The organism is Mycobacterium sp. ENV421, from assembly GCF_002887815.1.
Lineage (GTDB): Bacteria > Actinomycetota > Actinomycetes > Mycobacteriales > Mycobacteriaceae > Mycobacterium.
In genome coordinates this window covers 230144-253970 of the sequence record NZ_PDHO01000004.1, presented here as the reverse complement: position 1 = coordinate 253970, position 23827 = coordinate 230144, and the positions used below count along the sequence as shown (strand labels likewise).

Genomic DNA, 23827 nt, shown 5'->3' with positions numbered 1-23827 from the left:
GCTGCCCTCAGCGCGGCGAGAAGAATGACGCGTTGAAAGTGTTGGTATCGAGTTTGACCCCGTGCAGGATGACATTCTGCCCCTGCTGGACACCAATTCTCGGATTGTCTGGAGTGTTCCACCCACCGAACGGGATGGGCGTGGGCTTCGCGAGGTCGGCGGGTCGATCCGGCGTCCAGCCGGCGATCGGACCGGCCTCCCACAACGGCAAGTCCGCGAACTCGGTGACGTCGCCACCCATGATTTGACGCCAGCGCTTGCGGAAGGTGTACACGACGGGACGGACACCGGTAGAGGCAACGCCGTCGACCATGGCCCTGGTAAGTTGCGAGCCGCTGTCTTCGATGTCGAACGCGAAGAACTGAAGTTGGTCGACGTAGGGCGCGGCCGCGTCAATGCCGACCTGCCAGAGCGCGGGATCGCGGGAATATGCCGCGATCATGAACCCCGCGTCCAGCGCCATCTTCATTTGCTCAGGTGCGGCTTCCCACGGTGTCCGCTGCCCGGGAGGCCAATGATCGACCGTCGTGGTGCTGGCGACGTACAGGCGAAAGCCGTCGTTGTACGCGGCCGCAAACCAGGCGGCGTCGACTCGTTTGGCGGTATCGATGCCTTTGATCAAGACAGGCTTTCCTGCGGAGGAATCGGCCTCTGCAGAAGCTTTGCCGGACGGAAACAGTGCAGCGCCCGGAACGCACAGAGTAGCCGTGGCTAGCCCTGTTGAGAAAAATTGGCGCCTACTCAGTGCGGGCATGGGACCCTTTGATCCGCTTTAAGTGGTTGCCGAGACAAACGTCAGCCATGTTGCTAGGCTACGCGATCCGCGTCGAGTGACCGGAAATAGGCACGCCGCCCACAGGACTGTCACCCGCTGTTCCCAGCGAGGTAACCGTAGGCGATCGGACACTCCCGCCACGCTGAACCCTCAGCGCACTCGCCGGACGGGCCGTGTCTCGATCGCGTCGATGGTCAGGGCACGGCGGGTCAGCACCCAACCTGGCTCGGCGCGGTGGTACTCGTCGTCGTAGTGCAGGTACCACACCAGATCGGTGAAACCTTCCGCGCGGCGGCTGAAGTGGTGTGCCGTCGCCGCGACGCGACCTTGTGCGACAGCGGGATTCGGTCCTGCGGCATACACCTCGGAGTCGATGCTGTGATGCGTTCGCCCGACGCTGGTCGCCGCTGCGAGTGCGTCGCGAAGGGCGTCCCGGCCACGGTGCGACCGCGCCGGGGTCAGCACCTCCGGTGGATCCGGCAGCACCAATTCGCCGTCAGCCGCGAATAATCCGATCACGGTCTCGACATCCCGGTCGTCGACCGCAGCCGCGTAGCGATGCACCACGTACGACAGGTCGGAACGGTCGGCGACCGAAAGACTCACGGCCGCAATCCCAGGCGCTGCGCGCAGGCCGACAGGAGGTCCTTGGCCTCGTCTATCTCGCTGACAGCAGGCATCCCGAGCACCAGCCGCCCGGCTCCGACCTCGGCCAACCGCCCGGCCCGGTCGGCGTCGACCTTGGTCACCAGATGGCCCAGCGACAGCTCGAGGGAGGCGGGGTCACGTCCGGCGTCCTCGGCGGCCAGTCGCATCACCTCGATGAGCGTCGCAAGCTCGGCGCCGCCGACCCCGAGTGGCTGGAAACCGTCACCGAGACGCCCGGCCCGCCGTGCCGCCATCCGGCTGTGCCCACCGATATGAATCGGAATACCCTCGGCTTCAACCGGTTTCGGGTAGGACATCGCATGGTCGAAGTCGTAGAACTCGCCGTGATGGCTCACACCGCCGGGATTGTCGGCCCACAACGCCCGCAGCACCTCGATCTGCTCGTCCGCGCGACGGCCCCGGCTGGTGAAACCCGCTCCGCAGGCTTCGATCTCCTCCCGTAACCAACCGACCCCGACGCATAGTCGCAGCCGTCCGCCGGACAGCACGTCGACGGTGGCGGCCCGCTTGGCCAGCATCACCGGATGGTGGTTGGGCGCCACCAGCACTCCGGTGGCCAACCCCAACGTGGTGGTCTGGCCGGCCAGGAACGCCAGCATCTCCAGCGGGTCGGGCACCGGGCACTCCGGGGCCACCTCGACCCGGCCCGACGGGTCGTACGGATACACGCTGGTGTACTGCGTCATCAGCACCGTGTGCTCGGCCATGATGATCGACTCGAAGCCACACGCCTCGAGATGGCGGGCGAACTCCGCCATCCACACGGGGTCCGCGGTGACCCCCGCGGCAATGGGAGCGACGACGGCGAACTTCACGTCGTGAGGCTAACCCGCAGGCTCCGGGTCGCCTTCGCCCAGTCCCGGCAGATGAGCCATCAGCCGGTCCAGGAACACCACATGGCCCTTGAGCAACTTGCGGCGTGCCCGCGCCACCGGGAACCACCCCACCCGGTCCAGTTCGGGAAACTCCTGAATTCGCCCCGAACCCTTCGGCCACTCCAGGGTGAAGGTATTGCTCTGTGCCCCGGTCACATCCAGGTCGGCCTCGACGGCGAACACCGTCAGCACCTTGCCGCTCGGCTGCTTGACCGCATCGAACTCGATCCGGACGCCCTGCGGCACTTCGGATCCCAACTCCTCGGCGAACTCACGCCGTGCGGCGTCCCATGCGTCGTCGGTATCGGGGTCGTACTCGCCCTTGGGAATCGACCACGCTCCGTCGTCCTTGCGTGCCCAGAACGGCCCACCGGGATGCCCGATGAGCACCTCCGCGACGCCGTCGACATGTCGGTGCAGCAGCACACCGGCGCTGTATCTCGGCATCGCTATTCCGGATGTGGCGCGGTCGCGGACTGCATCACCGCCGCCAGCGCCTGCGCCCGCGGGTCGGTCAGCACATCCTCGAGCAGCAGCGGCTTACCGTCGGGCCCGGTCAGCGGGACACGCCAGTTCGGGTACTCGTCGGTGGTGCCTGGCTGATTCTGGGTGCGCCGGTCACCCACTGCGTCGGTCAGCGCCAGCGCCAGCAGCCGCGACGGGGTCCGGGCCAGATACCGGTACAACGCCAGGATCACCTGCTCCTCGTCGGCGTCGTCACCGAGAAGACCGACCCGGCGAAGCTCGGCCAGCCAGGCCGCCTGCTCGGCGCGATCGTCGGCCAATTCCTCCTCCGCCGGGCGGGTGAGCAGGCCGAGCTCGTCACGCAACCGTACGTGCTCACCGGCGAGGTAACCCGCCGTCGGCGGCAGGTCGTGGGTGGTCACCGAGGACAGGCACAACTCCCGCCAGCGCTCGGCGGGCAGCGGTCCGCCGCCGCCGTCGCGGTCCAGTTCGAACCACAGGATGGAGGTGCCCAGCACGCCGCGAGCCCGCAGATAGTCACGCACCCAGGGTTCCACCGTGCCCAGATCCTCACCGACGACGACGGCGCCGGCCCGGTGTGCTTCGAGCGCGACGATGCCGATCATCGCGTCGTGGTTGTAGCGCACATAGGTGCCCTTCGTGGGCGCGGCGCCGGAGGGGATCCACCACAGCCGGAACAGTCCGATGATGTGATCGATGCGCACCCCGCCGGCGTGCCGCAGGATCGCCGCGATCAGATCCCGAAAAGGTTGGTAGCCAAGCTCTTCGAGCTGGTCGGGCCGCCAAGGTGGTTGTGACCAATTCTGGCCGAGCTGGTTGAACTCGTCAGGCGGAGCGCCGGCGGCGACCCCGGTGGCCAACACGTTCTGCAGGGCCCAGGCGTCCGCGCCGTCGGGATGCACGCCGACGGCGAGGTCGTGCATGATGCCCAGCGCCATCCCGGTGCGGACGGCCTGGGACTGCGCGGCGGCGAGCTGATCGTCGAGCTGCCACTGCAGCCAGCGGTGGAAGTCCACCGCCGAGGCGTGCCGGTCCACGAACTCGGCCACGTCGGGGCCGGCCGGATGGCGCAGGCCTTTCGGCCACTTCCGCCAGTTGCCGCCGTACTTCTCGGCCAGCGCCGACCAGGTGGCGAAGTCGTCGAGGGCCCGGCCTTCCCGTTGCTTGAACGCCTCGAAGGCGAGCTCGCGGCCCGCCGACCGGGGCACCCGGTAAATCGCTTTCAGCGCAGTACGTTTCGCGGCCCACGCCGAGTCGCGGTCGATGGTGTCGATCTTGCGTGACCGGGCCGCAACCGCGGCCCGCAGCTTCCACACCCGCCCGCGCTTGGGCAGCTGAGCGAATTCGGGAACGGACTCGACGCGCAGGTAGATCGGATTGGTGAACCGCCGCGACGTCGGCAGGTAGGGGGAGGGCTCCATCGGCCGGGTCGGTGCGGCCGCCTGCAGCGGATTGACCAGGATGTAACCGGCCCCGTGCCGCGCTCCGGCCCACACGGCGAGATCGGTGAGGTCACCAAGATCGCCCACCCCCCAGGAGTTTTCGGAGCGCACACTGTAGATCTGGGTGGCCAGGCCCCAGGTTCGCCGCGCGCCGAGCCGGGCCGGCAGCCCCAGCCAGGCCGGGGTGATGATCAGCGGCGTACTGAACTCCTGACCCCCCGAGCTCAGATGGACGCTGTGGTAGCCCAGCGGCAGATCGGCGGGAAGCACGAACGTCGCCTCACCGACCAGCCTGCCGTCCAGGTCGTGCGGCGGGGTGAAGTTGTCGGCCTGGCGCACCCCGGTGCGCACCGTGCCGTCCTCCAGCCGAACCCAGACGTGCGCCGGGTCGCCGTGGGTGACGTGCGCCCAGAACGAGGTCTCGCTGTCGGCGCGCCCGACGACCGTCGGTGGCAGCGCCCGGGACCAATACCGGGTGTCGTCGGCCGAAAGCGCTGCGGCGCGGCCCTCTTCGGTGCGGGCCTCGACACCGAGCGCGGCCAGCACCGCCACCAGGGTGTCCTCCTCGACCGGCACGGACCGCCCGGTCCAGTCGTGGTACTCGGTGGCCACACCGAACCGATGGGCGAGTTCAGCCAACGACGAAGCAGTCATGTGTGCCATCTTGCTTGGTTGCCCGTAACCTCGCCTCACATGGGCGGCCCCGGACTCGCTGCGCGAAATCGGCGAGCCCGCATCGCCAGCGCCGCGCTGTTCCTGACGAACGGCGCGCTGTTCGCCAACCTGCTGCCGCGCCTCCCCGAGATCAAGGCTGATCTCGGCCTGTCCAACTCGGCGTTCGGCCTGGCGGTGGCCGCGTTCTCGGCGGGTGCGCTCCTGACCGGGGTGACCGCCGCGGCCCTGGTCCGTCGGTACCGCTCCTCGGTGGTGGCGGTCGCGGGCAGCGTGCTGATCGCCGTCTTCACAATCACCGCCGGCCTGGCACCCACCGGCCCGACGCTGGCGGTCGCGCTGTTCTGCGCCGGTGCGGCCGACTCGGTGACCGACGTCGCCCAAAACGTGCACGGGCTGCGCGTGCAACGCGCCTACGGCCGCTTCATCATCAACTCGCTGCATGCGGTGTGGTCGTCGGGTGCGGTACTGGGTGGCCTGATCGGCGCGGGCGCAATCTATCTCGGCATTCCCCGCGTCGCGCAGCTCTCGGGATCCGCTGTGTTGTTCAGTGCGGTGTGCCTGGTCGCCTACCGGTACCTGCTGCCCGGTCCCGACCACGACCACACCGAAACCCCGGCGGGCGAGCGGGCCACGGCCCGGGCGGGCCGCAGTGTCTACCTCGCGCTGGCCGCGCTGGTGGCCATTGCGATCGCCGGTGCCGCAGTCGAGGACGCGGGCAGCTCGTGGGCGACGTTGTATCTGCGAGAGTCGCTGTCGGCGCCCGCGGCGCTCGCCGCGTTCGGCTACGTCGCACTGGTCGGCTTCCAGTTCATCGGCCGCCTCGTCGGCGACCGGCTGACCGACCGATGGGGGCCGTGCACGGTCGCCCGGGCCGGCGGTGTGATCGTCGCCGCCGGCATGGCGGGCGCGCTGGCGTTTCCCAGCATCCCCGGCACCATCGCGGGATTCGCCGCCGCCGGATTCGGCTCGGCCACCCTGGTACCCGGTGCCATGCACGCCGCCGACGAGCTGCCCGGACTGCGGCCGGGCACCGGGCTGACAGTGCTGACCTGGCTGATGCGGGCGGGCTTCCTCGGCTCACCGATCCTCGTGGGCGCGATCGCCGACGCCGTGTCGTTGCGAGCCGGTCTGCTCACCGTTCCGGTGGCCGGGCTGGTGGCGGTCCTGCTGGCCCGGGCTCTCAGCCCACGGCGCCGGTCAGTTCGATCGTGAGCACACCCGCGATGATCAGTGCGATGCCGCCCATCATCAGTGGCGTCAGCGGCTCGGCGAACACCACCCGGGCGATCACCGCGATCAACGCGACACCGGCCGCCGACCACACGCCGTAGGCCACCCCGACCGGCATGCCCAGCGACAGCGTCACCGACAGCAACGTGAATGACACCAGATAGCCGAGCAGCATCGGTGCGACCCACGCCTTCTTGCGGAAGCCGTCCGAGGCACGCAGACACAGGGTCGCGCACACCTCGATGAGGATGGCCCCGGCCAGCGTCAGCCACATCATGGCGTGCCCTCCTGGCCGGCGTGATTCCGCGAGCCGAGCTCGACCAGCAGGACGCCGGCGATGATCAACCCGATCCCGGCGACGATCGGGACGGTGAACGGGTCACCGAAGATCACCGCCGCCAGGATGGCCGTCGCGGCGGTTCCGACCGCACCCCAGACGCCGTAGGCCACCCCGACCGGCATGCCGGCCCGTAGCACCAACGCCAGGAAGTAGAACGAGGCGAGGTAACCACACACCACCAGAATCAGCCACGCCGAATGGTCTTGCGACGCGCGCAGCGACAGGGTGCCGGTGACCTCCACAGTGATAGCGGCCAACAGGAGCGCCCATTTCCGCACGCGGGTCAGGATAGCTGGGCCGAGACGTGTGGCCGCCGTCATAGGTGGCCGCCGCGGTGACCGGATAGACCAGCTGCCGCGCGCCCAGACGCATTACCCGTCGGTAGCGTGGATGGGTGATGTCGTGCATCGACATCGCACTTTGTGGCAGGAGGACAGCGATGACAGCGGATGCGAGCGTGCGGCCGATCGTGGACAGCCCGGTCGTCCAGACCCGCTACGGGCCGGTGCGCGGGGCCGACGACGGCCGGGTCACGACGTGGAAGGGCATTCGCTATGCCGCCCCGCCGGTCGGAGACCTGCGCTGGCGGGCGCCGGTCGCTCCGCAGCCGTGGACCGAGGTTGCCGACGCGACGACGTTCGGTCCGGTCAGCCCGCAGCCGCGCAGCCCCATCCCGATGGGATTGGGCACCCACGCCGACGAGGACTGCCTGTTCCTCAATATCTGGGCGCCGTCCGGGACCGGGGCATCGGCCACCGGCGACCCCAAGCCCGTGCTGGTGTGGGTGCACGGCGGCGCCTACATCTTCGGGTCGGGTAGCCAGCCGATGTACGACGGCACCGTGCTGGCGACCGGTTCCGACGTCGTCGTCGTCACGATCAACTACCGGCTCGGCGCGCTGGGCTTCCTCGACCTCTCCTCGGCCGGGTTCGACAGCAACGTCGCGTTGCGCGACGTGCTGGCCGCGCTGCGCTGGGTTCAGGACAACATCGCCGAATTCGGCGGCGACCCGGACCGGGTGACGTTGTTCGGTGAGTCGGCCGGGGCCGCGATCACCACCACGCTGCTGGCGGTGCCGGAGGCCGCCGGCCTGTTCTCCCGGGCCATCGCCCAAAGCGCGCCGGCCACCTCGATCTACGGCACGGAGCGCGCGGGCACCATGGCCGAGCTGTTCCTCGATCGGCTCGGCATGACAGCGGCCGAGGCGCACCGGGCTCCCGTCGAGACCCTGGTCGACGCGTCACAGCACGTCTTCGATCACGTCCCGGCCACCACACCCGGGTTGCTGGCCTTCGCGCCCACCGTCGACGGGGATCTCGTGCCGGACTACCCGGTCACGCTGGCCAGGGCCGGCAAGACGCACCCGGTGCCGCTGCTGATCGGCACCAACAAGAACGAGGCCGCGCTGTTCCGGCTGATGCGCTCACCGCTGATGCCCATCGCGCCCAAGGCGGTCCGCACGATGTTCAGCGAGATGGCCAACGACCAGCCGGGCCTGCAACTGCCGACCGCCGAGCAGGTCAGTTCGGTGTACCCGGCGAAGATGGCCCGCACCCGCAGCCTGTGGGTGGCCAGCGACGTCGGCTTCCGGATGCCGACGGTGTGGTTCGCCGAGGGGCACACCGCGGTGGCGCCGGTCTACCTCTACCGATTCGATTGGGCCACACCACTTTTCAAGACGATCCGACTGGGTGCCGCGCATGCCACCGAACTGATCTACGTGTGGGGCAACCTGATCTCGGGTCCGCGCGACGTCACGTTCAAGCTCGGCGGACTCAAGACCGGCGAGGAGCTGTCCGAGCGGATGCGTGCCCGGTGGACGGCGTTCGCGGCCACCGGTGACCCGAACGTGCCCCTGGGTCAGCCGCACTGGGCGCCGTATCGGGACGGCGACCGCGCGACGCTGGTGATCGATCGCCGGGATCGCGTCGTCGACGACCTGGACCGGCCGATCCGCCACGCCTGGGGCGACGAGGTGCTCAGCTTCCGCTGAGGCTTCTTGACGCCGTGTCTAACAACGGGCCCGGATCGCGTTAGACTCCCGCCGGGAGGTGTCGCGTGGAACGAATCGGTGAACTGTTGTCCGTTCTCCCGCCGCAGATGCGTGAGCCGGTGCTGTTTGCGATCCCGTTCTTCCTTGTGCTGCTCATCCTCGAATGGACCGCAGCCCGCAAGCTCGAACGGCTGACCGAAGCCGAACAACCGGCGTCCGGCGCCTACCACACCCGCGATGCGTGGGCCTCGATCTCGATGGGGCTCATGTCGGTGGCGACGATGGGCGTCTGGAAGTTCCTGGCTCTGCTCGGCTACGCCGCGCTGTACGCGTACGTCGCGCCGTGGCACCTCTCGCCGACGAAGTGGTACACGTGGGTAATCGCGATCGTCGGAGTGGACGTGCTGTTCTACGCCTACCACCGCACCGCCCACCGGGTCCGGCTGATCTGGGCCACCCACCAGGCGCACCACTCCAGCCGCTATTTCAACTTCGCGACCGCGCTGCGGCAGAAGTGGAACAACAGCGGCGAGATCATCATGTGGATTCCGTTGCCGCTGTTGGGCGTTCCGCCGTGGATGGTGTTCACCAGCTTCTCGATCAGCCTGATCTACCAGTTCTGGATCCACACCGAACGGATCGACAAGCTGCCGCGGGCCTTCGAGTTCGTGTTCAACACCCCGTCGCACCACCGTGTGCATCACGGGATGGACCCGGAGTACCTGGACAAGAACTACGGCGGCATCCTCATCATCTGGGATCGCCTGTTCGGGACATTTCAGCCCGAACTGTTCCGCCCGCACTACGGCCTCACCAAGCCGGTCACCACATTCAACATCTGGACGTTGCAGACCCACGAGTACGCGGCGATCGCCCGCGACGTCCGCTCGGCGCGCCGCTGGCGTGACCGGCTGGGCTACGTCTTCGGTCCGCCCGGCTGGGCGCCCAGCACCACCCGGCAACCGGCGACTACGGTGGCCGCAAGCTAGTCAACATCGGTGCCGCCACCCGAGGATGGAGCCCATGGAGGTCAAAGAAGTCCTGCTGCCCGGAGTCGGGCTGCGGTATGAGTTCGACAACGCCGATGGCAACCGCATCGGTGTGATCGCCCGGCGCGGCGGTGATTTCGAAGTCGTCGTCTACGGCGCCCCCGACCCCGACCAAGCGCGCCCGGTGTTCCGACTCACCGACGAGGAAGCCGACGCGCTGGCCCAGATCCTCGGTGCCCCGCGGATGGTGGAGAGCTTCGCCGACTTGACCAAGGAAGTGCCCGGCCTCGATGCCGGCCAGGTCGAGATCGCGGCGGGGTCGCCGTTCGTCGACCGGCCGCTCGGCGATACCAAGGCCCGGACCCGCACCGGCGCGTCGATCGTGGCGATCGTGCGCGACGAAGCGGTGCTGGCCTCGCCGAAACCCGACCAGGTGCTGCACGCCCACGATGTCCTGATCGTGATCGGCACCGAGCACGGCATTTCCGGCGTCCGTCGAATCGTCGACCAAGGATGATCTGAGTGGCTGTGTCGGCGGCGCTACTCCTCGAGCTCGGCGTCATCTTCACGGTCCTGACCATCCTCGGAACCCTGGCGCGCCGGTTCGCGCTGTCACCGATCCCGCTCTACCTGCTCGCCGGACTGGCCCTGGGCAACGGCGGAATCGCGCCGGTCCCCGCGGCGGGGGAGTTCGTGTCCACCGGCGCCACGATCGGCGTGGTGCTGCTCCTGCTGACCCTGGGCCTGGAGTTCTCCATCGGTGAGTTCGCCGCCAGCATGCGGCGACATCTGCCGTCGGCCGGCGTCGACCTGGTCCTCAACGCCACCCCGGGTGCGATCGCCGGCTGGCTGCTCGGCCTGAACTTCGTCGGCATCCTGGCGATGGCAGGCATCACGTTCATCTCCTCCTCGGGCGTGATCGCGCGCCTGCTCAACGACCTGCGCCGGCTGGGCAACCGGGAAACGCCTGCCGTGCTGTCGATCCTGGTGCTCGAGGACTTCGCGATGGCCGCCTATCTGCCGCTGCTGGCTGTGCTGGCGGCCGGCGGCACGTGGTGGGAGGCGCTGCTGTGGATGGCTGCTGCGATGGTCGCATTGGTGCTGGTGTTCGCGGCGTCCTACCGATGGGGTCATCACCTGGGCCGGCTGATCAGTCATCCCGACGACGAGCAACTGCTGTTGCGCATCCTGGGGCTGACCCTGCTGGTGGCCGCGGCGGCCGAACATCTGCACGCCTCGGCCGCGGTGGGCGCGTTCCTGGTGGGGCTGACACTGACGGGGGAGACCGCCGAGCGGGCCCGCACCGTGCTGAGCCCGTTGCGGGATTTGTTCGCGGCGGTGTTCTTCGTGGCGATCGGGTTGTCGGTGGCACCGGCGGACCTGGTGCCGATGCTGCCGGCGGCCGTACTGCTGGCCGCCGTCACCGCGATCACCAAGGTGGCCACCGGTGTGTACGCGGCCCGCCGCGACGGCGTCGGCCGACCGGGCCAGCTGCGCGCGGGCACCGCGCTGGTCGCCCGCGGGGAGTTCTCCCTGGTGATCATCGGCTTGGCGGGGACCACCGTCACCGCGGTGGGAACGCTGGCCACGCCCTATGTTTTCGTCCTGGCCATCGTCGGGCCCCTACTCGCGCGGTTCGCCCGGTAGGACGCCGCCGTCATGGCACCATGCTGGAGTGCAGACCGTATTTGATCGCGACGTCGATCCCGCCCTGATCGCCCGGGCGCTGGGCTCCGCCGCGTTCGGATCGATGTGGCTGGACTCGTCGCTGGTCGGCCGTCCCGACTACCCCCGGCTGTCCGGCGACCTGACGTGTGACCTGTTGGTGGTCGGCGGCGGCTATGCCGGACTGTGGTCGGCTCTGCACGCAAAGGCGCGCAACCCCGGGGCGCGGGTGGTGCTGATCGAAGCCGAACGGGTCGGTTGGGCGGCATCGGGACGCAACGGCGGCTTCGTCGAGGCCAGCATCACCCACGGTGCCGAGAACGGAAAGTCGCGCTGGCCCACCGAGTTCGACCGCCTGGAGAAGCTCGGCCTGGCCAACCTCGACGGCATGCAGGCCGATATCGCGTCCTATGGCATGAACGTGGACTGGGAGCGCACCGGCATGCTCACCGTCGCCACCGAACCGCATCAGGTCGAGTGGCTGGCCGAGGGCGCCGACGACGGCGAGGGCCGGTTCCTGGATCAGGCGGCCGTGCGCGCCGAGGTCGCCTCACCGACCTATCAGGCCGGACTGTGGGCGACCGACACCTGCGCGATCGTCCATCCGGCCCGGCTGGTCTTCGAACTCGCCCGGGCCTGCTCGGAGGCCGGGGTCGAGGTCTTCGAACACACCGCGGCGACGTCGGTACAACGCGAACAGCGGGGGATCCGGGTCGAGACGTCCGCCGGGGTGCTCCAGGCCGACCAGGTTGTGTTGGCCACCAACGTGTTTCCGAGCCTGCTGAAGCGAAATCGGTTCCACACGATTCCGGTGTACGACTATGTGCTGTCCACCGAACCGCTCACGAGCGACCAGTTGGAGCGCATCGGGTGGCGCCACCGACAGGGCATCGGCGACAGTGCCAACCAGTTCCACTACTACCGCCTTTCGGCGGACAACCGGATCGTCTGGGGCGGCTATGACGCCGTCTATCACTACGGTCGCCGCGTCGACTCGATGTACGAAGACCGGCCCGAGAGCTACCGCAAGTTGGCCGCGCACTTCTTCATCACGTTCCCGCAACTCGAGGATGTCCGGTTCAGCCACCGCTGGGCCGGTGCGATCGACACCAACACCCGGTTCTGTGCGCACTGGGGGCTGGCCGGGCGAGGCCGGATCGCCTACGTCAACGGATTCACCGGTCTGGGTGTCGGCGCCGCCCGGTTCGCCGCCGACGTCTGTCTGGACCTGCTCGACGGTCACCCCACCGAGCGGACCGAGCTGGAGATGGTCAACCGCAAGCCGCTGCCGTTCCCACCCGAACCGGTGGCCAGCGTGGGGATTCAGGCCACCCGGTGGTCGTTGGACCGGGCCGATCACAACGAGGGCAAACGCAACCTCATCCTGCGCACCCTCGACCGGCTGGGCCTGGGGTTCGACTCCTAACTCCGGCTTTTAACCCCATCTGCGGCGATTCCTGCGACGACACGCCGGGTACGCCATAGTTCGTTGGTAACGATTTGAAATCGGCGCCGATACACAGTCGAGATACTTCCGCGGCGCGTCCTTGACGTACCGCCGACCGATCGGGGTGTAGGGTGACTCGTTTTTCGCTGGGATTCGTCTCCACCGCCGCGGCTCTGGCCGCGTCCGCGATCATCGCCCCGCTGGCCCACGCGACACCCGGTGTGGTCGTCTCGCCCGGGATGGAGATCCGCCAGGCCAGCAACGTCTGCACCCTCGGCTACGTGGATCCGGTGGCGCGCATCGCCTACTCGGCCGGTCACTGCCGGGCCGACGGGCCGGTCACGGATCGCGACGGCCACTTCATCGGCATGGTGTCGGCATTCCAGGACAACACCCCTGACGGCGCCGTGGTGCGCACCGACCAGGTGATCTCCGACTACGAGACCATCACGTTGGCCGCCGACGTCGCGGTCAACAACATTCTTCCCGGCGGCCGCCAGCTGGTCGCCGACGCCGCCCCGCCGATGGCCAACGGCCAGCCGGTCTGCCACTTCGGCGTGATCACCGGCGAGAGCTGCGGATCGATCGAGCGGGTCAACAACGGCTGGTTCACCATGGAGAACGGCGTGGTCAGCCAGAAGGGCGACTCCGGCGGCCCGGTGTACATGCCGGTCGACAACAACAAGGCCGTCATCATCGGACTGTTCAACAGCACCTGGGGCAACCTGCCCGCGGCGGTGTCGTGGGTCGCCACCAGCCAGCAGGTGCGCGCCGGCGCCGACGTCGTCAACGTGGCTGCCGCCGAGGAAGCCAACGCCAACTAGCGTGCGAGCGCGAACACCGGGACTTTCGGTGCGGCCGAACGCAATTCGGCGGTCGTCGAGTCCGGTGTGAGGCCGGCGATGTGGCCCTTGACCTCCCAGTACCACCGGTCGAGATAGCTCTTGAGCAGGGCCGGCTTGGCGTCGTCGTCGACCTCGGTGAGGGTGACCGCGGTGCGACGCCAGCGCGGGCCCAGTTCCACTTCGCCTGCTGCCCGCGCATTGCGTGCCCACTGGGTGTTGCCCCGCGGGGAGACCAGGTACTCGGTGTCGCCGACCCGCAGCACGTTGACGACCACACTGTGCAGTGCGCCGGATTTACGGCCCCGCACGCGTAGCGCGCGCGTGCCCGCGATGCTGATCCCCGCCTCGGCGAGCCGGCGGATGACGGCGTTGGCCGCCCGGGCGGCGGCGTTCGGACGGTCGTAGTGCGCATTCATGGCGGTGTCCCATCGACTCGAAGATTTGAGAGCGGTGCTCTCACCACGAGGATGCCAGCCGGGTGCGCGAAAAACAAGAGCAGTGATCTCGGATGTGTCAGACTCGGCGCGTGGGGAAACGCGAGGACACGCGGCAGCGCATCGAAGCCCAGATCGTCGAGCTGGGACGCCGGCAGCTGGCGACCGTGGGGGCGGCCGGACTGTCGGTGCGGGCTATCGCCCGCGAGCTGGGCATGGTGTCCTCGGCGGTGTACCGCTATGTCGCCAGCCGCGATGCGCTGCTGACCCTCCTGCTGATCGATGCCTACTCCGACCTCGCCGACGCGGTCGGACAGGCGCGGGTGGCCGCCGACGGCGGCTGGCGGGCCGACGTCGCGACCATCGCCCACGCGATCCGCGGCTGGGCGCTGGACCAGCCCGCCGAGTGGGCGCTGCTGTACGGCAGCCCTGTGCCGGGCTATCACGCCCCGGCCGAGCTGACCACCGGACCGGGCACGAGGGTGATCGGCATGCTGTTCGACGCGGTCGCCACCGGTGTGGCCACCGGCGATATCGCCTTGACGGAACACCATGCGGCTCAACCGATGTCGACCGACCTGATCCATGTGCGGGACGAGTTCGGCTTCCCCGGTGACGATGCGCTGGTGATCCGGTGCACCGCGATCTGGGCCATGATCATCGGGGCCATCAGCCTCGAGGTGTTCGGTCAGTACGGCAGCGACACCTTCACCGATCCTCGGGCATTGTTCGACGAGCAGCTGCACCTGGCCGTCGACCTGCTGACCGCGGGCGGGCAAAACTAGAACACGTTCTAGCCACACCGGCGGGCCGGGGATATCCTCGAACCGATGACCGACCAGACACCTGTCCAGATCGCGTGGGTGACCCGCGACCTGGACGCCACCGAGGCGGCCCTGACCACGCTGCTCGGGGCCAGGAAATGGATTCGCATGCCCGATGTGCACTTCGGGCCGGACACCTGCGAACACCGCGGCCGCCCCGCCGACTACCACGCCGACATCTCGTTGAGCTACGCCGGCGACACCCAGCTCGAACTCATCGCACCGACGCGTGGCGAGAGCATCTACACCGAGTTCCTGGACCACAGCGGCCCCGGGCTGCACCACATCTGCGTGGAGGTTCCCGACACCGACGCGTTCGACGCCGCGCTGACCGGCAGCGGTCCGACGGCGGAGATCGTCGCTCGCGGGGTGATGCCCGGCGGCATGCGGTTCGCGTACCTGTCCGCCGCCGCGGCCGGCGTGCCCTACCTCGAAATCGCCTACATCCCCGACGACATCCGCACGTTCTTCGACTATGTGAAACAGGAGCAGCAATGAGTGGCCTGGACATTCCCGCGACCGTCGCCGCCTCGGATGTGACCGACTGGTCCGACGAGGTCGACGTCGTGGTGATCGGTTTCGGCATCGGGGGCGGATGTGCGGCGGTCAGCGCCGCGGCCGCCGGCGCGCGAGTGTTGGTGCTCGAGCGTGCCGCGGTCGCCGGCGGCACCACCTCGATGGCCGGCGGCCACTTCTACCTCGGTGGCGGAACCGCCGTTCAGCAGGCCACCGGGCATGCCGACAGCGTCGAAGAGATGTACAAGTACCTCGTCGCGGTGTCGCGCGAGCCCGAACTCGACAAGATCCGCGCCTACTGCGAAGGCAGCGTCGAGCATTTCAACTGGCTCGAGGAGTTGGGGATCGCGTTCGAGCGCAGCTACTACCCGGAGAAGGCGGTGATCCAGCCCAACACCGAGGGGCTGATGTTCACCGGCAACGAGAAGGTGTGGCCGTACAAGAACATGGCGGTGCCCGCCCCGCGCGGCCACAAGGTCCCGGTGCCCGGTGACACCCAGGGCGCGGCGATGGTCATCGATCTGCTGCTCAAGCGGGCAGCAGAACTGGGTGTGCAGATCCGTTATGAAACGGGCGCAACGAATCTCGTCGTCGAGGACGAGTCCGTCGTCGGCGTCTCGTGGAAGAAGTTCACCGAGACCGGCGTGATCCGGGCCAAGGCGGTGGTGATCGCCGCGGGCGGTTTCGTGATGAATCCCGAGATGGTCGCCGCGCTCACGCCGAAACTCGCCGAGAAGCCGTTCGTGCTCGGCAACACCTACGACGACGGCCTGGGCATCCGCCTCGGCGAATCGGCGGGCGGGGCCACCAAGCACATGGACCAGATCTTCATCACCGCGCCCGTCTACCCCCCGTCGATCCTGCTGACCGGAATCATCGTCAACAAGGAGGGCAAGCGGTTCGTCACCGAAGACTCCTACCATTCGCGCACGTCGGGTTTCGTGATGGACCAGCCGGACAGCGCGGCGTACCTGATCGTCGACGAGGCGCACATGCAGCGCCCGGAGATCCCGCTGATCACCTTTATCGACGGCTGGGAGACGGTCGAGGAGATGGAGGCGGCGCTGGGCATCCCGACGGGCAACCTCGTCGAGACGCTGAACAACTACAACGAGCACGCCGCCAAGGGTGAGGATCCGGAGTTCCACAAGCAGCCGGAATTCCTTGCGCCGCAAGACAAGGGGCCGTGGGGCGCCTTCGACCTGACGCTGGGCAAAGCGATGTACTCCGGCTTCACCGTCGGCGGTCTGGCCACCGACGTCGACGGCGAGGTGTTGCGCGCCGACGGCAGCGTGATTCCGGGCCTGTACGCGGCGGGCGCGTGCGCGTCCAACATCGCCCAGGACGGCAAGGGCTACGCCAGCGGCACCCAGCTGGGGGAGGGCTCCTTCTTCGGGCGACGCGCCGGAACGCACGCCGCCACGGTGGCCGCCGAAAGTGCCAGCGCCGCAGGCTAAACGGTAGCGGGCTCGTTACCCTCGACGTGGCCGAGGCGCCACTGGCCCTCGCCGAGCAGTTCCAGGTGCCTGACGTGGTGTTGCTCGACGGTGCTGCGGTGGCTGACGCTGACCAGGATGGTGTCCGGTAGTTCGGTGCGCACCATGTCGTAGAGCGCGAACTCCAGCCCCTCGTCCAGCGCCGAGGTGGCCTCGTCGAGGAAGACCGCCTTCGGTTTGGTCAGCAGCACGCGGGCGAACGCGATGCGCTGTTGCTCGCCCGGCGACAGCACCTTGGCCCAGTCCTGCGACTCGTTGAGGCGAATCGTCAAGTGCGACAGGGCGACCTTGGTCAGCGCATGTTGCAGGTCGTCGTCGCTGATCTTCCCGGAGGTAGCCGGGTAGGACACCACGGTCCGCAGATCGCCCAGCGGGACGTAGGGCATCTGCGACAGGAACATGGTGTGGTCGTCCTCGGGACGGCAGAGGGTGCCGGAGGTGAACGGCCACAGCTGGGCCAGGCTGCGCAGCAGCGTGGTCTTGCCGGCACCCGACGGCCCGGTGATGACCAGCGTCTCGCCCGGCTCCAGCCGCAGGTCGATCGGGTCGACGAGCTGGCTGCCACTTGGCGTGCGGACCTCGACCCGGCGAAGTTCCACCGAACCGTCAGTGCTGGTGACCGTCGTCAGCTTGGGCAGCTCGCGCGCCTCGGCGTTGGTTTCCACCAGGCCGTGCAGACGGATGATGGCCGCCCGGTAGGAGGCGAACGAGTCGTAGGCGTTGCGGAAGAACGACAGCGAGTCGTGGATCGACCCGAATGCGCTCGACGACTGGGTGACGTCACCGAGGTCGATCTGCCCGGCGAACAGCCGAGGCGCCTGGATCACCAGCGGTAGCGGGTTGATGATCTGGCTCATCGACAGGTTCCACCCGGTCAGCGCGATCGTGCGATTCACATAGCGCTTGTAGTTGGAAATGATCTGGGCGAACTTGGTGCGCAGCAGTCCCCGCTCGGCGTTCTCGCCGCGATAGAAGCCGACAGCCTCGGCCGAATCGCGCAGCCGGACCAGCGCGTAACGGAAGACGGCGTTGGTGAGCTCGTTGCGGAAACTGAGCCGGATCAGCGGATGGCCGATCCAGAACGCGATGACCGTCGCGACGAACACGTAGACCAGCACCACCCAGAACAGCGCGTGCCCCAGGGTGACGCCGAGGAACGTCAGCGGACCCGACAGGTTCCACAAGATCACGGTGAACGACACCACCGTCACCAACGAGTTGATCGCGCCGAACAGCAGCGTGCTGGAGCTGCCGATCATCGGCGTGTTCGGCGAGGACCCAACCCCGGCGGTGAAGATGTCGATGTCGTACTGGATGCGCTGGTCGGGGTTGTCGATGTCGCTGTCGGTGAACCGGGTGCGGTAGTAGGCGTGGTCGTCGAGCCAGTCGCAGGTGAGCCGGTCGGTGAGCCATACCCGCCAGCGAATGATGAACCGCTGCATCAGGTAGATGTCCAGCATCACCCGGCTGATGTAGATGGTCGCCAGGATGCCGAACAGGATCAGCGCCGCCCAGAATCCGTCGATACCGGACTGGCGAACTTCCTCGTTGCCGCCGCCCGCGCCCTGGAACGCGACCTGCAGCGACGTAAACAGGTCATTGCTGTAGTAACTGAGCAGGACGTCGAGGCGCACCGAGATGATCGTCGAGAGCAACAGCACGGCGATCCAGATCCACACCCTGATGCTCTGCCGGCCGGTGAAGTAATCCCCGGTGATCCGCCAGTACTGCCGGCCCCACACCGTGTACCGGGCCAGCAAGAACAGCACGATCAGGCTCAGTACGGCGCTGATGCCCCATGCCTTGGCAATCCAGATCAGGGACGGGACCAGCTCGTGTCCCCAGTCCATGGACGGGTGGAACATCTCCAACGTGCTTCTCCTCCTGCGGCGCCGACCACGCGACGCCCGATCAGCCGGCTTCCCGGCGAACCTACCCCGGCATCCCGGGGAAGGCGCGCGTGTGTGTCAGATGACTGGCGAAATGTGAGTTCCGGTGCGTCGTCAGACCCGTCCCCGGGTTGAACCGCGGGCAGTGACGCAAAGATAACCGCCAGGTCCGAGAACGACGGTCGCGCGGCGCGCGGGGTGGGACGGCGCGGCGAACGCACCAGCGCCGAGTGCTCCGCCGTCGGCCAAGGCGCCGACGGTACCGTTGACCCGTGGCGAAAACTCGCAAGGACAGCGTTGCCGGACCCGGCCGGATCAGCCGGGGCTTCTGGCGCATGCTCGGTGCCACCACCGAGAAGGCCAAGGCTCAATCGATGGCCGAGGTGGACGCCTCGGCCGAGTTCGACGAGAAGGCCAAGGGCCTCGACGACGAGCAACTGGCCAAGGCCGCGAAGCTGCTCGAGCTCGGAGACCTCGCCTCGTCGTCCGACATCCCGCAGTTTCTGGCGATCGCCCGCGAAGCGGCCGAGCGCGCCACCGGCCTGCGCCCGTTTGATGTCCAGCTGTCCGGTGCGCTGCGCATGCTGGCCGGGGACGTCATCGAGATGGCCACCGGTGAGGGCAAGACCCTCTCGGGTGCCATCGCTGCCGCCGGCTACGCACTGGCCGGGCGCAACGTCCACGTCGTGACCATCAACGACTACCTGGCCCGCCGCGACGCCGAGTGGATGGCGCCGCTGATCGAGTCGATGGGTCTCACGGTCGGCTGGATCACCGCCGAGTCGACCGCGCAGGAACGCCGCGCCGCCTACCAGTGCGATGTCACCTACGCCTCGGTCAACGAGATCGGCTTCGACGTGCTGCGCGACCAGCTGGTCACCGATGTCGCCGATCTGGTGTCACCCAACCCCGACGTCGCGCTGATCGACGAGGCCGACTCGGTGCTGGTCGACGAGGCCCTGGTGCCGCTGGTGCTGGCCGGCACCACCCACCGTGAGACCCCGAAGGTCGAAATCGTCCGGCTGGTCGGCGATCTGACCGCCGGCATCGATTACGACACCGACGCCGACAGCCGCAACGTGCACCTCACCGACGAAGGGGCCAAGAAGCTCGAGGCCGCGCTCGGCGGTATCGACCTCTACTCCGAGGAGCACGTCACCACCACGCTGACCGAGGTGAACGTCGCCCTGCACGCGCATGTACTGCTGCAGCGCGACGTGCACTACATCGTCCGCGACGGCGCCGTGCAGCTGATCAACTCCTCGCGCGGGCGGATCGCCTCGCTGCAGCGCTGGCCGGACGGGCTGCAGGCCGCGGTCGAGGCCAAGGAAGGCATCGAGACCACCGAGACCGGCGAGGTGCTGGACACCATCACCGTGCAGGCCCTGATCAACCGGTACCCGACGGTGTGCGGCATGACCGGTACCGCGCTGGCCGCCGGCGAACAGCTGCGCCAGTTCTACAAGCTCGGCGTCTCGCCGATCCCGCCGAACACGCCGAACATCCGCGAGGACGCCGACGACCGCGTCTACATCACCGCCGCGGCCAAGATCGAGGCGATCATGGAGCACATCGTCGAGGTCCATGCCACCGGTCAGCCGATCCTGGTCGGCACCCACGACGTCGCCGAGTCCGAAGAGCTGCACGAGCGGCTGGTCCGCCGCGGCGTCCCGGCGGTGGTGCTGAACGCGAAGAACGACGAGGAAGAGGCCGCCGTCATCGCCGAAGCCGGCAAGCTCGGCACGGTCACGGTGTCCACCCAGATGGCCGGTCGCGGTACGGACATCCGGCTGGGCGGCTCCGAAGAAACCGATCACGATAAGGTCGCCGAACTCGGCGGTCTGCACGTCATCGGCACCGGCCGGCACCGCACCGAGCGCCTGGACAACCAGCTGCGCGGCCGCGCAGGCCGGCAGGGCGATCCCGGTTCGTCGGTGTTCTTCGCCAGCTGGGAGGACGACGTCGTCGTCGCGCACCTGGACGAGGGCAAGCTGCCCACCGACGCCGACGAGACCGGCCGGATCACCAGCCCCAAGGCCGGTGCCCTGCTGGACCACGCCCAGCGGGTGGCCGAAGGTCGGCTGCTCGACGTCCACGCCAACACCTGGCGCTACAACCAGCTCATCGCCCAGCAGCGCGCGATCATCGTCGAGCGCCGCAACACCCTGCTGAGCACGCCGGCAGCGCGCAACGAACTCAAGGAACTCTCGCCCGACCGGTACGAGGAGCTGGCCGAGACGTCCGACGACGACCAGCTCGAGACGATCTGCCGCCAGATCATGCTGTTCCACCTGGACCGCGGCTGGGCCGACCACCTGGCCTACCTGGCAGACATCCGGGAGAGCATCCACCTGCGCGCACTGGGCAGGCAGAACCCACTCGACGAGTTCCACCGGATGGCCGTCGACGCGTTCGCGCACCTGGCCGCCGACGCCATCGAGGCCGCCCAGCAGACCTTCGAAACCGCCAACATCCTCGAAGAGGAGCAGGGCCTCGATCTGTCGAAGCTGGCCCGCCCGACGTCGACCTGGACGTACATGGTCCACGACAACCCGCTCAACGACGACACGTTGTCGGCGCTCAGCCTGCCCGGGGTCTTCCGCTAGGGCTAAGTTCATCACCATGGACCGCCGCGACCGCGTGCTGACGATCCCGAACGTCCTGTCGGTGATCCGGCTCGTGCTGGTGCCGGTGTTCCTGTACCTGCTGCTGGCCACCGATGCCTATGGCTGGGCGGTGGCGATCCTGATGTTCAGCGGCTTCTCGGACTGGGCCGACGGCAAGATCGCCCGCCTGGTGCCCAATCAGTCGTCACGTCTCGGCGCATTGCTGGACCCGCTGGTCGACCGCGTCTACATGGTGGCCGTGCCGGTCGGGATGGGTTTCGCCGGTGTCGTGCCGTGGTGGCTGGTGGCGACGCTGGTCGGCCGCGATCTCGTGCTGGCCGCCACCTTGCCGGTGGTGCGCAGCCGCGGGCTCACCGCGCTGCCGGTCACCTATATCGGCAAGGCGGCGACGTTCGCGCTGATGTCCGGGTTCCCGCTGGTGCTGCTCGGCCAGTGGGACGCGACGTGGAGCCGGGTGATCGGTGCCTGCGGCTGGGGCTTCCTGCTGTGGGGTGTCGGCATGTACCTGTGGTCGGCGGTCCTCTACCTGCTGCAAGTCCGTCTGGTGGTGACCACGCTGCCCAAAGCCGGCGTCAGCGATGCCCGCACCTGACAGCGCGCTCGGCGGCTACGACCCGCGGGCCGGCCGCAGTGAACGCCACGAGCGCCGGCCGGCCCTCATTCCGCTGCCGGGTCTGCTGCGCTCGCTGCTCACCGAACACCTCGACCCCGGCTACGCCGCCGCTGCCGCGGCCCGCGAGACGAGCGGACAGTCCCGCCGAACGATCGCCGACCGGGCCTGGCAGGCGGTGGCGGCGGTACTGATCGCGGTGGTGTTCGCCGCCGCGGTCGCGCAAGCCCGGACCACCGCGCCCGGCGTCAACGCCGCGCAGCAGGTGCTGGCCGCCAGCGTGCGATCCGCCGAAGGCACCACCGACCGGCTCACCCAGCGCCGCGACGAGCTCGCCAGCCAAGCCGACAGCATCCAGCGCCGCCAGCTGCGCGACGACGCCGCAGGCCGGGATCTGCTCAGCAAACTCGACGCGCTCAGCCTGGCCGCGGCCACCACCGCGGTCATCGGACCCGGCCTATCCGTCACAGTGACCGACCCCGGCGTCGGCCGCGATCTGTCCGACGTGTCCAAACAGCGGGTGGCCGGCAGCAGGCAGATCATCCTGGACCGGGATCTCCAGCTGACCGTGAACTCGCTGTGGGCCAGTGGGGCCGAAGCGATCTCGGTCGGGGGAGTGCGGATGGGGCCCAACGTGACGATCCGTCAGGCGGGCGGTGCCATTCTCGTCGACAATCATCCGATCAGCAGCCCTTACACGATCCTGGCGGTGGGCCCGCCGGGCGAGATGCGCGATACCTTCGATCGGAGCAGCGGGCTGCAGCGCCTACGGCTGCTCGAGGTGTCCTACGGCGTGGGGGTCAGTGTGAGCAGCGGCGACGGCCTGTCGCTGCCGGCGAGCGCGGTACGGGAGATTAAATTTGCCAAGCAGATCGGTCGGTAGGGGGCGTCTCAGCAGATGATCGGAATCGCCGCACTCGTCGTCGGCATCGTGCTGGGCCTGGTGTTGCATCCCAGCGTCCCCGAGGTCATCCAGCCGTACCTGCCGATCGCGGTCGTCGCCGCACTCGATGCGGTGTTCGGCGGTCTGCGGGCCTACCTGGAGAAGATCTTCGACCCGAAGGTGTTCGTGGTCTCGTTTGTGTTCAACGTGCTGGTGGCAGCGCTGATCGTCTATGTCGGCGACCAGCTCGGGGTGGGCACGCAGCTGTCCACGGCGATCATCGTCGTGCTGGGCATCCGCATCTTCGGCAACGCCGCCGCACTACGGCGCCGGCTGTTCGGGGCCTGAGGTGACCGACGACGAACACGGCCGCCACGAACTGCCGGGCCCGGCCCCGGCCCCGCTGCGCCGCCCCCGCAGTCGCACGCAGATCATGTTCGGCGCGCTCGGGGTGGTGCTGTGCCTGATGCTCGGTGTGGCGATCGCCACCCAGGCCCGACAGACCGAGACCGGCGACGCACTGGACACCGCGCGCCCAGCCGACCTGCTGGTCCTGCTCGGCTCGCTGCAGCAGCGCGAAGCAACGCTCAACACCGAGGTGGCCGACCTGCAGCGCAACCTGGCGGCCATGCAGACCGCAGGCAGCAGCGACCAGGCCGCGATCCAGAACGCGCAGGCCAGGCTGGCCGCGCTGTCGATCCTGATCGGCACGGTCGGGGCGACCGGGCCTGGCGTGACGATCACGATCGACGATCCCGGGCCCGGTGTCGCGCCGGAAACCATGCTCGACGTCATCAACGAACTGCGGGCCGCCGGCGCCGAGGCGATGGAGATCCGCTCCGGGCAGCAGGCCGTCCGCGTCGGGGTCGACACCTGGGTGGTCGGCAGCCCCGGCGCGCTGGTGATCGACACCCAAACTCTGGGCCCGCCGTATTCTGTTCTGGCCATTGGCGATCCGCCCACCCTGGCTGCCGCGATGAACATCCCGGGCGGCGCCGTCGACAGCGTCGAACGGGTGGGCGGCCGAATGACCGTCGCGCAGTCCGACCGTGTGGACATCACCACCTTGCGGCAACCGAAAGCGCGACAATACGCTCAGCCCGTCAAATGAGCAGCC

The 23827-nt window shown here is 68.4% G+C and carries 24 protein-coding genes; 15 read left to right on the top strand and 9 right to left on the bottom strand.

Going from position 1 to position 23827, the window contains the following annotated elements; genetic code table 11:
- Positions 1 to 7: 7 nt before the first annotated feature.
- From CRM90_RS07560 to malQ, 5 genes are all read right to left on the bottom strand, one after another.
- Positions 8 to 754: a glycoside hydrolase family 25 domain-containing protein gene (locus tag CRM90_RS07560; RefSeq protein WP_142391338.1), complete on the bottom strand. Its 747-nt coding sequence runs from the start codon at positions 752 to 754 to the stop codon at positions 8 to 10.
- Between the two features lie 171 nt (positions 755 to 925).
- Entirely contained in the window at positions 926 to 1381 is a 456-nt protein-coding gene (locus CRM90_RS07555; protein WP_102806364.1) for a nuclear transport factor 2 family protein, read from the bottom strand.
- Positions 1378 to 2259, bottom strand: coding sequence for an LLM class F420-dependent oxidoreductase (locus tag CRM90_RS07550; RefSeq protein ID WP_102806363.1), 882 nt, complete (start codon positions 2257 to 2259; stop codon positions 1378 to 1380). Before CRM90_RS07550 ends, CRM90_RS07555 begins: the two co-directional genes overlap by 4 nt.
- Before the next feature lie 9 nt (positions 2260 to 2268).
- Complete coding sequence (locus tag CRM90_RS07545; protein ID WP_102806362.1) at positions 2269 to 2766, bottom strand: NUDIX hydrolase; 498 nt, start codon at positions 2764 to 2766, stop codon at positions 2269 to 2271.
- Between the two features lie 2 nt (positions 2767 to 2768).
- A complete protein-coding gene (malQ, locus tag CRM90_RS07540; RefSeq protein ID WP_502693241.1) occupies positions 2769 to 4910 on the bottom strand; it encodes a 4-alpha-glucanotransferase in 2142 nt (713 codons plus the stop codon).
- Between the two features lie 30 nt (positions 4911 to 4940).
- Here malQ and CRM90_RS07535 point away from each other — a divergent pair, with 30 nt between their 5' ends.
- The gene (locus CRM90_RS07535; RefSeq protein ID WP_102806360.1) at positions 4941 to 6134 is read left to right on the top strand and encodes an MFS transporter; all 1194 of its coding nucleotides are present in this window, start codon (positions 4941 to 4943) and stop codon (positions 6132 to 6134) included.
- On the opposite strand, the gene CRM90_RS07530 is transcribed toward CRM90_RS07535, so the two are convergent.
- Positions 6103 to 6426, bottom strand: a complete 324-nt coding sequence (locus tag CRM90_RS07530; protein WP_102806495.1) for a DMT family transporter — start codon at positions 6424 to 6426, stop codon at positions 6103 to 6105. The genes CRM90_RS07535 and CRM90_RS07530 overlap by 32 nt on opposite strands.
- Positions 6426 to 6770, bottom strand: a complete 345-nt coding sequence (locus tag CRM90_RS07525) for a DMT family transporter (protein ID WP_102806359.1) — start codon at positions 6768 to 6770, stop codon at positions 6426 to 6428. The genes CRM90_RS07530 and CRM90_RS07525 overlap by 1 nt, the downstream gene beginning before the upstream one ends.
- Positions 6771 to 6931: 161 nt before the next feature.
- On the opposite strand from CRM90_RS07525, the gene CRM90_RS07520 reads away from it, so the two are divergent.
- The 6 genes from CRM90_RS07520 (at position 6932) to CRM90_RS07495 (ending at position 13410) form a co-directional block, all read left to right on the top strand.
- Positions 6932 to 8485 (top strand): carboxylesterase/lipase family protein, encoded by a 1554-nt coding sequence (locus tag CRM90_RS07520; protein ID WP_102806358.1) that lies wholly within the window; start codon positions 6932 to 6934, stop codon positions 8483 to 8485.
- Positions 8486 to 8592: 107 nt separating this feature from the next.
- The gene (locus CRM90_RS07515) at positions 8593 to 9474 is read left to right on the top strand and encodes a sterol desaturase family protein (RefSeq protein WP_102806494.1); all 882 of its coding nucleotides are present in this window, start codon (positions 8593 to 8595) and stop codon (positions 9472 to 9474) included.
- A gap of 34 nt (positions 9475 to 9508) precedes the next feature.
- The gene (locus CRM90_RS07510) at positions 9509 to 9991 is read left to right on the top strand and encodes a cation:proton antiporter regulatory subunit (RefSeq protein WP_102806357.1); all 483 of its coding nucleotides are present in this window, start codon (positions 9509 to 9511) and stop codon (positions 9989 to 9991) included.
- A 5-nt stretch (positions 9992 to 9996) separates the two neighbouring features.
- A complete protein-coding gene (locus tag CRM90_RS07505; RefSeq protein ID WP_102806356.1) occupies positions 9997 to 11121 on the top strand; it encodes a cation:proton antiporter in 1125 nt (374 codons plus the stop codon).
- 28 nt (positions 11122 to 11149) lie between these two features.
- Positions 11150 to 12565: an NAD(P)/FAD-dependent oxidoreductase gene (locus CRM90_RS07500; RefSeq protein ID WP_102806355.1), complete on the top strand. Its 1416-nt coding sequence runs from the start codon at positions 11150 to 11152 to the stop codon at positions 12563 to 12565.
- A gap of 152 nt (positions 12566 to 12717) precedes the next feature.
- On the top strand, positions 12718 to 13410 hold the full coding sequence (locus CRM90_RS07495; protein ID WP_102806354.1) for an Rv1815 family serine proteinase: 693 nt from the start codon (positions 12718 to 12720) through the stop codon (positions 13408 to 13410).
- On the opposite strand, the gene CRM90_RS07490 is transcribed toward CRM90_RS07495, so the two are convergent.
- Positions 13407 to 13847, bottom strand: a complete 441-nt coding sequence (locus tag CRM90_RS07490) for a nitroreductase/quinone reductase family protein (protein WP_102806353.1) — start codon at positions 13845 to 13847, stop codon at positions 13407 to 13409. The two genes, CRM90_RS07495 and CRM90_RS07490, sit on opposite strands and share 4 nt — an antisense overlap.
- A 110-nt stretch (positions 13848 to 13957) precedes the next feature.
- Between CRM90_RS07490 and CRM90_RS07485 the strand changes: the two genes are divergently transcribed.
- From CRM90_RS07485 to CRM90_RS07475, 3 genes are read left to right on the top strand one after another with little or no spacing between them, the layout of a single operon-like run.
- The gene (locus CRM90_RS07485; protein ID WP_199189812.1) at positions 13958 to 14650 is read left to right on the top strand and encodes a TetR/AcrR family transcriptional regulator; all 693 of its coding nucleotides are present in this window, start codon (positions 13958 to 13960) and stop codon (positions 14648 to 14650) included.
- Positions 14651 to 14695: 45 nt separating this feature from the next.
- The gene (locus CRM90_RS07480) at positions 14696 to 15187 is read left to right on the top strand and encodes a VOC family protein (protein ID WP_102806351.1); all 492 of its coding nucleotides are present in this window, start codon (positions 14696 to 14698) and stop codon (positions 15185 to 15187) included.
- Positions 15184 to 16662, top strand: coding sequence for an FAD-binding protein (locus CRM90_RS07475; protein WP_102806350.1), 1479 nt, complete (start codon positions 15184 to 15186; stop codon positions 16660 to 16662). Before CRM90_RS07480 ends, CRM90_RS07475 begins: the two co-directional genes overlap by 4 nt.
- On the opposite strand, the gene CRM90_RS07470 is transcribed toward CRM90_RS07475, so the two are convergent.
- The gene (locus CRM90_RS07470) at positions 16659 to 18566 is read right to left on the bottom strand and encodes an ABC transporter ATP-binding protein/permease (RefSeq protein WP_102806349.1); all 1908 of its coding nucleotides are present in this window, start codon (positions 18564 to 18566) and stop codon (positions 16659 to 16661) included. The two genes, CRM90_RS07475 and CRM90_RS07470, sit on opposite strands and share 4 nt — an antisense overlap.
- 359 nt (positions 18567 to 18925) lie before the next feature.
- Between CRM90_RS07470 and secA2 the strand changes: the two genes are divergently transcribed.
- Genes secA2 through CRM90_RS07445 form a run of 5 tightly spaced genes read left to right on the top strand, consistent with a single transcriptional unit; the run spans position 18926 to position 23821 of the window.
- Positions 18926 to 21196 carry an accessory Sec system translocase SecA2 gene (gene secA2, locus CRM90_RS07465; protein WP_233209215.1) on the top strand — a complete coding sequence of 757 codons (2271 nt, stop codon included), beginning with the start codon at positions 18926 to 18928 and terminating at the stop codon, positions 21194 to 21196.
- Between the two features lie 16 nt (positions 21197 to 21212).
- Positions 21213 to 21809 (top strand): CDP-alcohol phosphatidyltransferase family protein, encoded by a 597-nt coding sequence (locus tag CRM90_RS07460; RefSeq protein WP_102806347.1) that lies wholly within the window; start codon positions 21213 to 21215, stop codon positions 21807 to 21809.
- Entirely contained in the window at positions 21796 to 22710 is a 915-nt protein-coding gene (locus CRM90_RS07455) for a DUF881 domain-containing protein (protein WP_102806346.1), read from the top strand. Before CRM90_RS07460 ends, CRM90_RS07455 begins: the two co-directional genes overlap by 14 nt.
- 15 nt (positions 22711 to 22725) lie before the next feature.
- Positions 22726 to 23058: a small basic family protein gene (locus CRM90_RS07450; RefSeq protein ID WP_083119044.1), complete on the top strand. Its 333-nt coding sequence runs from the start codon at positions 22726 to 22728 to the stop codon at positions 23056 to 23058.
- A complete protein-coding gene (locus tag CRM90_RS07445; protein WP_102806345.1) occupies positions 22943 to 23821 on the top strand; it encodes a DUF881 domain-containing protein in 879 nt (292 codons plus the stop codon). Before CRM90_RS07450 ends, CRM90_RS07445 begins: the two co-directional genes overlap by 116 nt.
- Positions 23822 to 23827 lie beyond the last annotated feature (6 nt).